This window comes from Patulibacter minatonensis DSM 18081, from assembly GCF_000519325.1.
GTDB classification, from domain to species: Bacteria; Actinomycetota; Thermoleophilia; order Solirubrobacterales; family Solirubrobacteraceae; genus Patulibacter; species Patulibacter minatonensis.
Map to the genome: position 1 here is coordinate 5063517 of NZ_KI912613.1, position 14554 is coordinate 5078070.

The 14554-nt window shown below is 75.8% G+C and carries 7 protein-coding genes; 2 read left to right on the plus strand and 5 right to left on the minus strand.

Annotated features, from left to right (window positions below):
- Positions 1-2: 2 nt before the first annotated feature.
- From PATMI_RS0123820 to PATMI_RS37720, 5 genes are all read right to left on the minus strand, one after another.
- On the minus strand, positions 3-794 hold the full coding sequence (locus PATMI_RS0123820; protein ID WP_036726342.1) for a hypothetical protein: 792 nt from the start codon (positions 792-794) through the stop codon (positions 3-5).
- Positions 794-5272, minus strand: a complete 4479-nt coding sequence (locus tag PATMI_RS0123825) for a hypothetical protein (protein WP_026912712.1) — start codon at positions 5270-5272, stop codon at positions 794-796. The genes PATMI_RS0123820 and PATMI_RS0123825 overlap by 1 nt, the downstream gene beginning before the upstream one ends.
- Positions 5269-7026 (minus strand): hypothetical protein, encoded by a 1758-nt coding sequence (locus PATMI_RS0123830; RefSeq protein WP_026912713.1) that lies wholly within the window; start codon positions 7024-7026, stop codon positions 5269-5271. Before PATMI_RS0123830 ends, PATMI_RS0123825 begins: the two co-directional genes overlap by 4 nt.
- Positions 7023-9074: a hypothetical protein gene (locus PATMI_RS0123835; protein ID WP_026912714.1), complete on the minus strand. Its 2052-nt coding sequence runs from the start codon at positions 9072-9074 to the stop codon at positions 7023-7025. Before PATMI_RS0123835 ends, PATMI_RS0123830 begins: the two co-directional genes overlap by 4 nt.
- 283 nt (positions 9075-9357) lie before the next feature.
- Positions 9358-11319 carry a type 2 periplasmic-binding domain-containing protein gene (locus tag PATMI_RS37720; protein WP_026912715.1) on the minus strand — a complete coding sequence of 654 codons (1962 nt, stop codon included), beginning with the start codon at positions 11317-11319 and terminating at the stop codon, positions 9358-9360.
- 332 nt (positions 11320-11651) lie between these two features.
- Here PATMI_RS37720 and PATMI_RS0123845 point away from each other — a divergent pair, with 332 nt between their 5' ends.
- Both PATMI_RS0123845 and PATMI_RS0123850 read left to right on the plus strand, forming a co-directional pair.
- Positions 11652-13649, plus strand: a complete 1998-nt coding sequence (locus tag PATMI_RS0123845) for a PKD domain-containing protein (RefSeq protein ID WP_026912716.1) — start codon at positions 11652-11654, stop codon at positions 13647-13649.
- Positions 13646-14332, plus strand: a complete 687-nt coding sequence (locus PATMI_RS0123850; protein WP_026912717.1) for a hypothetical protein — start codon at positions 13646-13648, stop codon at positions 14330-14332. Before PATMI_RS0123845 ends, PATMI_RS0123850 begins: the two co-directional genes overlap by 4 nt.
- Positions 14333-14554 lie beyond the last annotated feature (222 nt).

Below are 14554 nucleotides of genomic sequence, written 5' to 3' on the forward strand. Positions count from 1 at the left end.
GGTCAGTCCTCGCGGGCGTTCTGGCCCTGCTTCTTCGCGAACGCGCACCGGAACCGCTCGGGGCTGGAGACCGGCTTGCTGCCCGCGAACCCGCCCTTGTCGTGGTTGTCGAAGACCGTCACGTACTGGAGGGAGTCGGGGGCCGGGTCGGCGGGCAGCGGGATCGGGTCGCTCTCCCCCGCTCCCGGGTCGCCGGTGGCGCCCGCCGTCGAGCCCTCGCTGCCGGCGGCGCTGCTGCCGGCGGTCGTGGTGACGAGCGTGGAGCTCATCTCGCGGCGGTCGCCCAGGCCGTCGTCGGGGAGGATGTCCGTCGACGCCGTCGTCGAGTTGTCGTCGAGCGTGCTGGCGAGCTTGACCTGGTCGGCCGCGCCGATCAGCTCCTCGGCCGACGGCAGCCAGCCGCCGAGCTCGACGCACTTCTGGGTCGCGTAGAAGTAGTCGTTCTTCCCGACGTCCTCGGTGTCGACCGGCTGCGCGCCGCTGAGGATGCACCAGGTCCCGAGGTCGATCGTGTCGTTCGGGCAGGTCGTCGTGACGTCCTTGGCCGCGAGGTCGCCGAGCTTCGAGGCGGTCTTCGCCTTGCCGACGGTCGGGATCGCCTTCGCCGGGAACTTCCGGTTCGCACCGAGGCGGAGGATCCCGTACGGCTGCGGCTTCGTGCTCGGCGTCGACGGGCGACGCACCGGTGCGTCCTTCGCCGAGCCGATGCCGCTCATGGTGAAGAGCAGGGCCAGGGTCGACACCACCAGGGCGGCGGCGGCCAGCACCGTGGGCGACGGCTTGACGATCCTCATCATCGGGTCCTCCGGTCGTCCCGGGACGTGGCCCGGGCGTAGTCGTACGGGTGGTTGCGGCGCCGGCGGGTGCCGAGCGCCGTGCCGCCACCCACGGCGGCGATCAGGACGAGCGCGACGACCGCCGCGCCCTGTCCGGGTCCGGCCGAGTGCCGGTCCGACGCGACCGCGTCGTACTGCATGTAGGCCTTGGAGGACTCCTCCGCGACCTCCTCGTCCTTCTGGCGCTCCGCCTGCGTGACCGGCTGGGAGACCGGGACGTTGATGCTCGCGCCGCTGGTGCCCGGGGGCGGCGCCGGCGACCCGGCGGCCGGGGGCGGCGGGAGCGCGAGCGGCGGGGCGAGGGTCGGCTGGACGAAGAGCGGCGCGGGCGGGAGCGCGACGGAGGGCTTCGCGGCCGGGGCCGGCGGGACGGCCGGCGTCGAGACCGCGGGCGTCACCGGCGCCGGGGGCGCGGGCGACAGGACCTGCGGGATCGGCACGTCGACCGTCGGGTTCGAGGTCGCCGGGGGCGACGACGGCCCCGGGGGCGTCGCGGGCGCCGTCGACGGCGGCGCGGCGGCCGGGAACCGCGACGCGGCGAGCGCCACCGTGCCGCACGGACGCAGCGCGCTGCCCGCGCGGACCGTGACGGTGGTCTGGTACCGCAGGCCGCCGGACTCGATCGAGATCGTCGTCGTGCCGGCGTTGAACGGGCACATCAGGCCCGAGGTCGGGTCCGGGACCGGCTTGTCGGTCGCGGGGTCGACGAACGGCTTGCGCGGGTTGCTCGACGCCGGGTCGACGCGCACGAAGTCCGCGATGTCCGGGTCGCTCGAGTGGAACGTCGCCTCGGGGTCGATGCGGGAGGTGGCGCAGTCCGCGCGCTGCTGGCCGACGCAGAGCGGGCTCGGCAGCGTCACGTACGGGTCCGCGCCGTTGCCCTCGCCGCCGCCGGTCGAGCCGCCCTGGACCCAGTTGCCGCCGGACCGCGGGCGGCGCCCGAGGCCCTGGAACAGCGCGGGCTGGCTGCGGTTCAGCAGGCGGCCGTCGACCGCGTCGATCGCGAGGTCGTCGATCACGGGGATCAGGCGCACCGCGGCGGGCGCGCGGTTCGACGTCGCGTCGCGCTTGGTGAGGTCGAGCTCCAGGAGGAGCAGCCCCGGGACACCCCGGCCCTCGACGTCGTCCTGCGCGCGGTAGCCGAGCGAGCCGCTCGCGAACGTCGGGATCGTGTCGTCGGAGGCGAACGGGATCGTGCCGCGGCGCTGGACGCCGGCCCCGTCGTAGACGTAGGCGGAGGCCCCGCCGTCGCGCAGCTGGACGGCCACCTTCGTGCCGTCGGTCGCGGCGCCGGTGTCCCGCGGGTTCAGGCTGCGGCTGCCGGAGACGACGACGGCGACGCCCTTGGCCTTCGCGTCGGCGAGCACCGCGTCGAGCCACGAGGACTGGTCCTCGGCCGGGTTGCCGGCGGGATCGCTCTGGAGCAGCGATCCGGCGGAGTTGTCGATCACGACGAGCCGGACGACGCCCTCGGGCGTGGTCACGTCGACCGCGTAGTGGGTGCGGGCCCGTCCGGCCGCGGCGGCGTTGCCGATCGCGACGGGCGTCGTGCCCGTGGCGGCGCCGCCGGTCCCGAGCGGGGCCTGGAAGCCGGAGAACGCGCCACCGAACGTCGCGGTCGAACCGCCGGACGCGTCGCCCGGGGAGGTCGCGGCGAACACGGGGAGCGACCCGCCGGCCAGGAGCGTCGCGTAGCGCTGCTCCTCGGCCGCCGAGGCGGTCGCGGTGGTCCGGGCGACGCGCCCGCCGGTGTAGACGAACGCGCGCGGTCCGGTCGGGATCGCACCGAGCGTCCCGGCGGTCTGCACCGCGCGGGCGAGCGTCCGGTCGGGCATGGTGTCGATCGGCGCGAGGTCCGCGCAGACCGCCGCGCACTGGGCGTGCCCGCCGACGAGCAGCCGCGCGCGGCCGGCGTCCATCGCCGGCGCCTGCACGGTCACGTTGCTCGACGTCTGCGGTCCGGCCGGGTCGTAGCGCGAGACGGAGGCCGTCTCCGCGGCGTCGGGCGCCGGGTCGTCGCCGCGGCCGAGCAGGTCGACCCCGCCGGTCCAGCCGCCGATCGCCCACCCGCGGCCGGCCGGGTCGGTCAGGAGCGCGAGGTTCGGGTCGGACTTGCGGGACCGCTCCGTCGTCGGCGCGTCGAGCTGCGTGCGCTCCTCGTCGCGCCAGCCGGCCGGGGTCTCGCGCAGGAGGTACCCGTCGACCGGCAGCGAGAACGGCTGGCGGCGCGGCGCGGGCGACGCCGGATCGGAGGGCGGGACCTGGAGGTCGTCGACGGTCGGCCAGACGCGCGTGGAGACCGAGACGACGGCGCGGACCCGGTCGCCGTCGCGGAAGGCCGACGCCGCGACCGCGGTGCCGGTCAGCGGCTGGTCGCTGAAGCGCCACGCCCCGCCGGCGCTGTCGCGCTCGAGCACCAGGCCCTTGTTGTCGCCCGTGGTCCCGACGGCGACCGCGCCGCCGTCCGGCAGCCCGGCGACGGCGTAGACCGCGCCGGCGCCCTTCAGGCGGGCGAGGAGCGCCGTGACCCCGGGATCGGTCTTCCAGCCGTCGCCGCTCTCGGTGAGGACGCCGGCGGTGCCCGCCGCCGCGAGGGCCTGGCTGCCGGCGAACGCGACGCCGTAGAGGTCCGCGCGCCCGCCGCCCGGGCCGCTCGTGGCGGCCTCGGCGGGCAGGCTCATCGGCTCCCAGCTCTTGCCGTAGCGCAGGAGGACGCCGTCCCGGCCGACCGCGAAGCCGCGCTCCGGGTCCGCGGGGTCGAACGCGATGCCGGTCAGGTGCCCGGTGAAGTCGTACGGGGTGGCGGGATCGGTCTCCCACAGCCCCGTGACGCGGCGCCAGCGCCACATCGTGCCCTCGTCGCCGACGGCGAAGGCCGTGTCGGCGGTCGGCCACGCGACGCCGCGCATGTCGTTGCGGGCCACGCCGCTGGGGTTCAGCTTCACCTCGCCGTCCCAGCCCTGCCCGGGCGTGTAGCGGAGGATGCTGCCGCCCATGCCGACGGCGAGGGCGGGCGTCGCGAGGTCGCCGCGGGCGCCCGGGGCGCTCGTCACCGACGTCAGGGGGTGGCGGACGGGGATCGACCACGCGGCCAGCGGCGACGCGGGGCGGTCGCGGGTGACGTGGACGTCGCCGAGCCAGCCCTCGGTGAGGCTCGAGAACGCGATCCCGTCGGTGATCGACTTGAACGCGGCGGGCGCCGACCAGGTCGTGCCGTCGAAGGTCCCGTACCGGGAGGTGTCGCGGCCGACCGGGCCGATCACGCGCGTCCCGTCGCCCGGGCCGTCGAACGCCTGGCTCGTCGCGTCGTCGCGCAGGTCGAAGCCGAGCGGCCGGTCGCACGAGCCGCCGTCGCAGTAGCTGGTGGTCCCCTGCTCGGTGACGTGGAGCGTCACGCTCCGCACCGCCCCGCCCTCGCGGAACGTGCCGTCGACCCACACGCCGCCGGGGGTCGCCGTCAGCGCGTGGCCGCCGGCGAGCGGGCGGACCGCGGTGATCCCGCGCGCCGGGTTCTCGGCGGACGAGAAGCGGTCGTTGCCGAGCGGGCGCAGGCGCCACCGGGCGGCCGTGCCGTCCCCGGAGCGGCGGAACAGGACGAGGCCCTGGCCCGCGGCGTCGTCCGCCCGGGCCAGCAGCCACGCGCCGCCGCCCTCGGCGGTCCCGAGCGCCACCGCGGTCAGGCCGGCCTGCGACCCGCGGAGGGTGTCCGCGTCCGAGCAACCGTCCGGGGCGGTCGTGCCGTCGGTCGCCACGCAGATCGGGTCGCGCGACCAGGCGGTGCCGTCCCAGCGTGCGACGCCGGTCTGGAGCGCGCGGCCGCCGACGGCGACGAAGCCCTCGGTGCGGCCGTCGTCGGTCGCCCGCGCGGCGATCACGCCGGGCGAGAGCTCCTCGGCCGGGTCGGCGCCGGCGGCCGGCAGCACGACCGCCGGTCCGGGTGCGGGGACCACGCGGGTCGGACCGGTGGCGTCCCGCACGAGCACCACGCGCTTGCGGCCGTCGGGGCGCGTGTCGTCGTCGCCCGTCAGCAGGAGCCCGCCGCGGGCGGTCACGCGTCCCGCGTCGAAGATGCCGGCGTAGGGGGCGCCCTGCTCGTCCTCGGGCGCCTGCACGTACCGCCAGCCCTCGGCCGGGCGGTAGCGCACGAGGTAGACCTTGGTGGTCGCCAGCTCCTGGCCGTCGACCGTCTTGGGCTGGACGTTCGTGCGCTGCTGGTCGGTGAAGCCCCAGGCCTCCCCCGGCGTCCCCGTCGCGGTCGCGGGGCCGAGCAGGGTGGCACCGCTCGCAGGGCCTATCTGGGCCTCGACGCCGACGGGGCCGGCGGCGGTCTGGGCCTGGGCGTCCGGCTTCGCGAGCAGCGCCACGGGGGCTGCGACCGCGAGCAGCACGACGAGCGACGCCGCCGTGCGGCGGCGCCGGCGGAGCACGGCGCTCACCGGGACGCCCCGCCCGGGACGCCGACCGTGGAGCCGTGGTCGGCGCGGGTGCTGACGACGCTGTCGTCGTCCCCGCCGCCGGTCACGCACGCCGGGGTCGTCAGCTCCTTGAGCGTGAACGAGATCTTCTTCGGGAACGACTTGCGGCGCACCGCGACCTCCAGGCTGCGGGTGCCGGGCCGGAAGGTCTTCGCCTTCGCCCGCCCCACCGTCTTCCTGCCGCGCTTGGCGATCACGCCGACCTTGGCCCGGCGGGCCAGCTTGAAGCGGATGACGAGCGTGATCTTCGCGTTCTGCTGCCGCTTCTGGCGCGCCGTCAGCGCCTTGCGACCGGCCTTGACGCGCGAGACGAGCGCAGGCGGGGCGTCGCACTCGGGCGGGACCGGGGCGACGGGCGGCGCGAGCACGACGGGCGGGGCGAGCAGGCGCGAGTCGTCGGCGGGGGGCTCGTCCGGGATGACCTGCGACGCGGCCTCGTTCGGTCGGATCGTGATCGTGCCCTGGAACGCGGGATCGGTGTCGCGGGCGTACGTCGCGCCGCTCGTGCGGCGGTAGAGGTAGCCGCGGGCGGTGGCGACCCAGCAGTCGTCGGACGTCGGGCACGCGATCGCCGTCGCGGCCCCGCGCGCGGCGCCGCCCTCGCGGTCGTCGAGGCGCTCGGTCGAGACCTGGCCGTCGGCGCCGACGAACGCGACGGACGGCGCCGAGGTCTCGCCCGACGGCGTCGCGCCGGCGACCTCGGTGTCGGCGAGGGTCGCCCACGCGGCGCGCGTCTCGGGGAGCGCGGCGACGGAGCCGAACCACTTCGCGGTCGGCAGGTCGCCCTGCAGCGGGAGCTCCTGCCAGGCGCCGTCGCCGTCCTTGCGGACCGCGATCGGCGTGCGCGGGACGAATCCGTCGGCGGCCGACGGGCCGGAGTTCGCCCCGCCGCCGACGGCCCACGCGGTGGTGCCGTCCGTGTCGAGCGACCGCAGGTCCGTGCCGTCGGTGGGCACGCCGTCCATCGGAGCCGGCGTGAACGGGGCGTTCGTGAACGACAGGCCGTCGATCCGGTGCAGCAGCGCCGGCACGGGCTCGGGCGCGTTCAGGAAGGGGCGGGTGCCCTGGGCGCCCGGGCCGGTCCCGACGTACGTGCTCTCGAGCACCTGGCCGCGGTGGGTGATGAGGTCCGAGACGCCACGGCCCTGCCCGTTGTAGACGGAGCTCAGGGTCGTGCCGTCCCAGTGCAGGTGGAACGCCCCGACGCGGTTGCCGCCGACGCTCGTCGCCCCGACGCCGCCGAACCAGCAGTCGCTCGCCGTCCGGCACGTCGCGGCGTTGACCTGGGGGACGAAGTCGGGGACGTTGTAGAAGCTGTACGAGCCGACGACCGCGCCGCCCCTGTAGTGGCAGACGCCGAGGCCGTTGGGGAGCGTGCCGACGCTCGGGCCGGTGATGGTCCAGAACTCGTCGGGACCGGCCCACGCGATCTTCGCGTTCGGGCCGCCGCCGCAGACGGTCGACAGCTGGTGCCACGACTCGCCGTCCCAGCTGTACAGGCCGGGCTTGACGCTGTTGTTGCCGCCGACCGTCATCAGCCCGCGGTTCGGGGCCCAGAAGGCGATGTCGCCGACGAACCCGGCGGGGACCGAGAACGCGCCGCCGGGCGGGGGCGGCAGCGGCACGTTCGTCCAGCTCGCCGCCGACGCGGAGGACGCCCCGGCACCGCAGAGGACGGCGGCGGTCGCCAGGACGGAGACGAGCGTGCGCCTCATCGGGTCCGTCCCTTCGCCGCGGTGCGGGCCACGTACGAGCGCTTCAGGCGGTAGGCGCGGGTCGCGGTCGTCGCGGCGGCGCCCGTCGGACGGAAGCGGAGGGTCATGCGGACGTCCAGGAGGTAGGGCCGGCGGCGGAGCGCGGTGCGGGCCTTGGCCCCCACCTTCACGGTGACGCGCACGGTCCCGGCGCGGGCGGGGGTCCGGCGGGCGGAGCCGACGGTCACGCTGGTCGAGCGGACCTTCCGCCCGACCTTCCGCTTCTGGGTCCCGCGGGCCGACGCGGTCAGGGTGCCCTTCGCGGGCACCTTCACGCTGACGGTCGCGGTGCCGGTGCGGCGCGAGACGGTGACGCGGCCGACGGTGGTGAAGAAGCGGGGCTTCAGCGGGGTGATCGGCGTGGGATCGACGGGGACCGGCGGCGCCGCGAGCGGGAGCACGCGGTCCCCGCGGCCCGCGCTCGAGACCAGGGTGCGGGCGACGAGGACGTCGTCGACCCCGTTGGCGTCGCCGACGAAGAGGTTCCCGTCGGGCGCCGGGAACGCGACGCTCGACGCGTCGGCCGACGGCACGGCGATCCCGGTCGGCGTGGAGGGCTGCGACGCGGTCACGTAGTCGCCGCCGTCGTCGCCGGACGTCACGCGCTCCACGGTGCGTGCCGCGAGGTCGGCGACGTAGACGTTGAAGGTCAGGAGGTTGCCCGTCGGGAACGTCCCGATCGGCTGGAGCCCGTCGAACCGGTTGTCCGTCGACGTGAACGTCGCGTGGCGGCCGTCAGCGGCGAGCCGGCCTCCGAGCATGGCGCCGCGGTTCTTCACCGCCGGGTAGGACCAGGCGACCTGGACGCCCTGCTTGCGGGCCAGGCCGGACCGCATGTCCGCCACGTAGCTGGTCGACGGGCGATAGGCGAGCGGGTCGAACGGACGCCGGGTCGCGGACGACGCGAACAGCACCGAGGAGCCGTCGGCGCTGAGGCCCTCGAACGCGAGCGAGCTGACGTCGCCGTTGAAGTCGACGCCCTCGCTCGTCCGGAACGGCCCGGCGCACGATCCGCCGTCGTCGGGCCCCGGTGCCGGGGTGCCCGGCGCGCAGGCGGGATCGTCGAGGTCGATCGCCCCGGCGACCCGGCGGCTCGGCGCCTGCGGGGCGGCGGAGAGGTCGCGCCAGAGGAGCGTCGGCTGGGGGCCGAACGGCGCCTCGCCGGGCAGCGTCGGCGTCTGGAGCTGGCCGTCCCCGGCGGTCCAGACGACCTTCCTGCCGTCGCCGCTGATCGCCGCGGTCGGCACGGTCGCGCCGATGGCGGTCGGCGCGGGCGCGGGGACGCCGGCCTGCGACGCGTCGTCGGCGCGGCGGCTGACCAGTCGGGTCGTCCGCGCGTCGAGGTCGCGGACCCACACCTGGCGCTGCGGCGTCGTGATCGCCAGGCGGTCGGGGAGGTCCGACACCACGGTCGTGACGAAGACCGCACGACGGCCGTCGGCGCTCAGGGCGTAGCCCGCGGCGCCGGGGACGCTGCCCTGGTCGTCGGCGGCGTACTGGGCGCCGAGGTCCGAGCCGTCGCGGGCGGAGACGAGCGCGAAGGCGCCCCCGCCCGCCATCGGGCGGTCCATGTCGCGGACGTAGACGTCGGGGGTCGACGGGGCGGCGTCGCCCGCGGCCAGCCGCGCGGGGCTGCCGAAGAGGACGTAGCGCCCGTCGGCGCTGATCCCGGCGAGACCCGACGTCGTGCCGGCGTTCGAGGTCGTGCCGTCTGCCCGGCGGATCTCGCGCGGCGGGGCGACGAGGTCGACCGCGCCGGTGACGAGGTCCTTGCGGACGAGGCCGGCGGAGGGCCGCACGTCGCCCGTGGACCCGGGGCCCATGAGCACGGACGCCGCGGTCTGGAAGACGACGTAGCGCCCGTCGGCGGAGATCAGGGGCGCGGCGCTCTGGTCGTCGCCGACGAGGGAGCCGAACGCCGACGCGGGGGTCGCGCCGGGCGAGAAGGTCGCGGTCGCGGCCGGGGCCGCCACCCCGGCCGCGACGAGCGCCGACGTCAACGTGCTCATGAGCACGGGACCGCGGGCAGCGCGCGGCGCGCCTGGTCGCATCAGCGACCCGGATGAACGTAGACGGCGCACCGGCCGGGGACTGTAGGTCCCGGCCCCGCCGTTTTCGTGAACTTCATGGGAACCCGGCGAAAACATGGACGCCTGTTCGTCAACGTGTCGTCAACGCGTTCCTCAACGGGCTCGGGCCGGCGCGTGCGCGCCGGCCCGAGGAGAACCCCGTGGGGAAACCGGTCGCCCTCCCGGGGACCCCGACGGGCCCCGGGATCGCGACCCGGGCCGGTCAGCCCTTGATCTTGACCGAGATCGTCTTGGTGACCGACGTCTTGGAGCCGTCGGCGTTCGTGTAGGTCACCTTGAAGGCGATCTTCGCCTTCTTGCCGGACTTCAGCGCCTTCTTGCCCTTGCTCGTGGGCTTCAGCGTGATCTTCAGCGCGCCGGCCTTCTTGGCCGTCGCGGAGCCGGAGAGGACGGTGACCTTCTTCTTGCCCGAACCCGTGGTGGCGGAGACGGAGACCTTGCCCGCAGCGGACGGCGAGACCGACAGCGTGACCTTGCGGCCCTTGACGGCGGCGGCCTTGGAGACCGAGACCTTCGGCTTGACGACGGCCGGCGTCGACGGCTTGACGGGCGTCGTGGGCGTCACCGGGGTGGTGGGCGTCACGGGCGTCGTCGGCGTCACCGGCGTGGTGGGCGTCGTCGGCGTGGTCGGCGTCGTGCCGGTGCCACCGCCGCCCGTGCCCGGGTCGACGACCGTCTGCTTGTTCCACGTCAGCGACTGCTGCGCGGCGCGGGCGACGGCGAGGACGCTGCCGCTCTGCGCGGCGCCGCCGACGACCGTCGGCAGGCCCTGGTAGCCGGCCGGCGCCAGGGCGGCCTGGCCACCCGTGACGTTGAGGATGTAGCCGAGGTAGTCCTTGACGCCGCGGGCCTGGGCCTGCGTGTAGTCCGGGTCACCGGCGGCGTGGCCGACGTTCGCCTTGGCGAGGTCCTCCCACACGAGCTCGTACGTCAGCGCGCAGACGGGGTAGTCGGCGGCCGAGGCGCTGCCCGTGACGTCGTACCAGCTCTGCTGGACCGTCGGCAGGGCGCCGGTCGTGACGTCCTTGTACGTGACGTTCTTGCAGTTGGCGCCGGTGTCGGTGGTGCCGTTGACGTCGTTGAGCGCCGGCGACTGGTAGACGCCGTCGCCCTTGCGCTCGACGCTCAGCCAGATCGTCGAGTCCGTGTCACCGGCGGCGCCGGCGGCGGTGTCGAAGCCCTTCGAGCGCGCGGTGGCGAGGTCGGCATAGCTGATGCCGCCGTCCGTCGTCTGGAGCTTGAGCTTGTCCATCAGCGAGCCGCCGCCGTTGGCGTCGGCACGGACGACGGCGCTCGCGCCGGTGTCCGCGGGCCACGCGGTGTTGCCCAGCGACGTCGGGAAGTCCGACGACTTGATGTCGCGCAGGTAGTTCTTCTGGGCGTACGTGGTGCCCGAGGAGTCCAGGCGCACGACGCGCTTGAAGACCTTCGCCTTGCAGGCGGTGGTGCCCGCCGCGTCGACGCCCGCGATGTTCGGGAGGATCTGGCCCCAGGTCGAGAAGTCCGGGGACGCCGCGAACGCGCCCTCGAGGGCGGCGCGGGTGATCCGGCGCGACTGCGCGTTGTTCGGGACGGTGCAGCCGTTCGGGAGCTGCACGACGGTGGCGACCGAGGACTGCGCGACCGGCACCGTGTAGAGGACGGCGTCGTCGGCGGTGCCGGCGATCTGGTCCGGGCCGTTGTTCGCGGCCGCGATCTCCGCGGGCTTCGGCGGCTCGTCGGCGGCGCCGAACTGCAGCGCCGTCTTGCGGACGCCCGGGTTGCCCTTCGGCGAGCCGGCGGTCGCGTCCGGGCTCGTCGTCGCGCCGACGACCCCACGGCCCTCGCCGGAGCCCTGCGGGTCGAAGCTGACGGAGTTCGTGCCGCCGTCGGCGGCGAGCTTGAAGCTCGCGCAGCCGCCGCTGCCGGCGGTGGCGTAGCCGAAGCCGACGGCCGTCGCGGCGGCCGGGTTGGCGACGACGCTCGACGCGCCCCACGCGAGGTGCGCGGTCCGCTGGAACGAGGCGCCGCGGCCCTGGATGGTCGTCGTGCCCTGGCATTGCGCCGAGAACGCGGGGTCGAAGGCGGCGCTGGCGCCCCCGGGAAGAATGGCCAGCGCGACGATCGTGCCCGTCGCGGCCGTGGCCGCGGCGGCGCCGATGCGCAGCCCGGTGGTGGTCCTCATCGTGTGTTCGCTCCTGAGAAGGGGTGGGACCGGACGACGTCGCCGTCAGGACACGGGCACTTTCGTCCTCGACCGACAACACCGCGTGAACATTGCGTGGCCGTGGTTCCGACATGTTGTTAACGAACGGGGACGCCGCGGGCGCTCGAGGGGCACGAATCCCCTGCTCTCGTGCGGATCTGCCCCGACGATGAACGGCGCGTCAACACTCGACCGTGGCGTTGAACCGCCTCGACACGGAACCGGACGGACGTCCAGCGCGCTGTGAACAGAGCGTGAAACGTGAACAACCCGCGCGGGCTGCGGCCCCTGAGCCGCTACGGTGCCCCGCGATGTCGTCGCGCCCCGGCCTCGTGTCGCTCGTGGCCCTCGCCGCGACGACCGCCCTCGCACTCCCCGCAGCCTCCTCCGCACGTGTCGGTCCAGGGGTGACCGTCGCCGGGCCCGACCCGGCGATCATCGACCTCGGCCAGGTCGCGATGGCGCCCGACGGCACCGGCGGCGTCGTCTACCGGCGCTCGGAGGACGGTGCCCCGCACGTCTACGCCGCCCGGTACGACGGCGAGCGCTGGTACGCCCCGCAACGGGTCGACGCCGGCCAGCGGTTCTCGTCGACGTGGCCGCGGATCGGCGCGGCCGACGGCGGACGACTCGTCGTCACCTGGGTGCAGGAGGGTCCGCCGAACCAGGACTCCATGTACTCCGCGTCCCTGCCGCGCGGCGCCGGGGCGTTCCAGGCCCCGACCCTCGTCGACTTCACGATCGGCGACTCCCGGGCGGCCTACCCGTCGCTGGCGATGGCCCCGAACGGCGACGCCCTGCTCGTGTACCAGCGGGTCACCGCGTTCTCCGACCCGCTGCTCGGCAACGACTACGTCGACAGCCAGATCAAGCTCGCCCGCTTCAACGGGTCGCGCTGGAGCGGGCTCGGCGTCCCCGTCAACCGCATCGCGACCGCGCCGCTGCGCCAGCCCGACGCCGCCAACGCGCCGAAGGTCGCGATCGGCGCGGACGGTGCCGCGGTCGTCGCGTGGCAGGAGCCCGACGAGGCGCTCCAGGACCGGGTCTGGGCCCGCCGCGTGTTCGGGCAGCGTCTCGGGATCGTCCTGCCGGTCAGCCCCACCACCGTCGGCGGGGCCCCCGCCCGGGGCGCCGCGGACGCCCTCGACGTCGCGATCTCCGACAACGGCCGCGCCGTCGTCGCCTTCCGGCAGCAGCCCGATCCGTCGGCCCGCGGGGAGGCCCCGAAGGTCTACGTCAACCAGCTCGACGAGCCGGAGAGCGGGGCCGGGAAGGCGTTCACGGGCGCGCAGCCCGTCGCCACGCCCGGCGGCGCGGCGGCGGGAGCCCCCCGGGTCGACGTCGGCGGCCGGTTCGGCATGCTCGTCGGCTGGGCCCAGGGCGGCGTCGGCGCGCTCGCCCAGGGCACCGGCCCGACGCCGGGCGCCGGGGTCGAGGTCGGGCCGTCGAGCGGTCCCGCCCCCGTCGTCGCCCAGGGCGTCGACGGCCGCGGCGCGGTCGCGACCGCCACGACCGACGGCGGGGGGCGCGTCGTGGTCCGCGAGCTCGCGGGCGACCGCGTCACCGCGACCCAGGGCGTCTCGGGCGCCGTCGGCGGACCGGTCGACGGGCTCTCGATCGCGGGGGCCGGCAACGGCAACGCGCTCGTCGGCTTCCGGCAGGGCCTCCCCGACGAGGGGCAGGTCGTCGTCTCCCGCGTCGACGCCCCGCCGGTCCCGTTCCTCGTCGAGGTCCCGCCGGACTGGACGAACGCCCGCCGTCCGCTGATCACCTGGCAGGCGCCGCCGAACGACCCGCGACCCCAGCGCTACACGGTCCACGTCGACGGCCGGGTCGCCGGGCGGACGATCTACGACCGCAGCCTGCGGCTCGCCCCGGGCGCGCTCGCCGACGGGCGCCACCAGGTGACCGTGACCGCCGACAGCCGCACGGGCGGCGGCAGCACGACGACGCCCGTCGCGACGTTCGGCGCCGACCGTCGCACGCCGCTCGTCACCGTCACACGGCGCACCCGCAGGATCCGGGTCCGGATCGCCGACCCCGGCCGCAAGGGCCACGCGTCCGGCGTCGCGGCAGGCGGCACCGTCGTCGACTGGGGCGACGGGCAGACCGCCGACGGCGCCACGCGCGCCGCGAGCCACGTCTACGCCAAGGGCGGCCGGTACAGCGTGCTGGTCCGCGCCCAGGACGCGGCCGGGAACGTCGTCGCCGTGCGACGCGCGTTCCAGGTCCCCGCCCCGAAGCGCCGCACCCCGTCGGGGTCCGCGAAGAAGCGGTCGACGTCGTCCACGAAGGGCCGCACCCGATGACCCGTCACCGTCCCTCCCCCGCGCTCGTCCTCGGCGCCCTGGCCCTCGTGGTCGCCGCCGTCGCCGCGACGTTCGCGACGACCGGCGTCGGCGAGGCGCGCAACGCCGCCGTCCGGGCGAGCCCGACGCCGAAGAAGGGCGCCGTCCTCCGGCTCGGCCGCGACGCGCGGTTCGCCGCGTCGGCCGTCCCGACGGTGGAGCGGGCCCGGACCACGCTGCGCCTCGGCCGGCTGCGGGCCCAGGACGTCCGGCTCGGCTGCCCGTCCGGGACCGCCGACCTCGGCACCTGGTGCCTCGATCGCGGCGTCCGCGGGACGGCGGACTTCGCCGGCGCATCGCGGGCGTGCGTCCGCCTCGGCGGCCGCCTCCCGACCGCCGGCATGCTGATCGGCGCCGCCCCGAAGCTCCGCCTCTCGGGACGGCTCGACGACCGCCCCTCGATGGCGTTCATCGACCCCGCCGGCCGCCGGGACCTGCGGGAGCTGTCGTCGTCGCTCTTCACGACGACCACGGGGAGCGCCGCCTCCGGGTCCGCGACGAACCCCGCCCCGTCGACGCTCCAGTACGCGACCGTGTTCGACAACGGCAACGCCGGCGGGTTCGCCGGGGGCGTCCCCAGCGGGTCGCCCGAGCGGTTCCGCTGCGCGTTCCTCGAGCGGCAGCCGACGGCCCCGAAGCGGTGATCTCGCGGGCCCACGTGGGCCCGCGAGACCCCGCCGTCCGTCCAGGCGTGAACGCGACGTGAAGGCCTGCTGTTGGAATGTCGTGAACACGAGGTTGTTCACGTGAGACGGGCCCTCCGCTCCTCTATGGTGCCCCCGGTCCGGTGGTCGGGCCGCGTTCTCTCCCCCTGGTCCGCACCCCGCCCTCCCGCCCGGTGACGCCGTCACCGGACCCGAACACCC

Excerpts from the sequence above, each read along its gene's own strand:
- PATMI_RS0123850 (WP_026912717.1), top strand. The coding sequence starts at position 13,646 with ATGACCCGTCACCGTCCCTCCCCCGCGCTCGTCCTCGGCGCCCTGGCC.
- PATMI_RS37720 (WP_026912715.1), bottom strand. The coding sequence starts at position 11,319 with ATGAGGACCACCACCGGGCTGCGCATCGGCGCCGCCGCGGCCACGGCC.
- PATMI_RS0123835 (WP_026912714.1), bottom strand. The coding sequence starts at position 9,074 with ATGAGCACGTTGACGTCGGCGCTCGTCGCGGCCGGGGTGGCGGCCCCG.
- PATMI_RS0123830 (WP_026912713.1), bottom strand. The coding sequence starts at position 7,026 with ATGAGGCGCACGCTCGTCTCCGTCCTGGCGACCGCCGCCGTCCTCTGC.
- PATMI_RS0123845 (WP_026912716.1), top strand. The coding sequence starts at position 11,652 with ATGTCGTCGCGCCCCGGCCTCGTGTCGCTCGTGGCCCTCGCCGCGACG.
- PATMI_RS0123820 (WP_036726342.1), bottom strand. The coding sequence starts at position 794 with ATGAGGATCGTCAAGCCGTCGCCCACGGTGCTGGCCGCCGCCGCCCTG.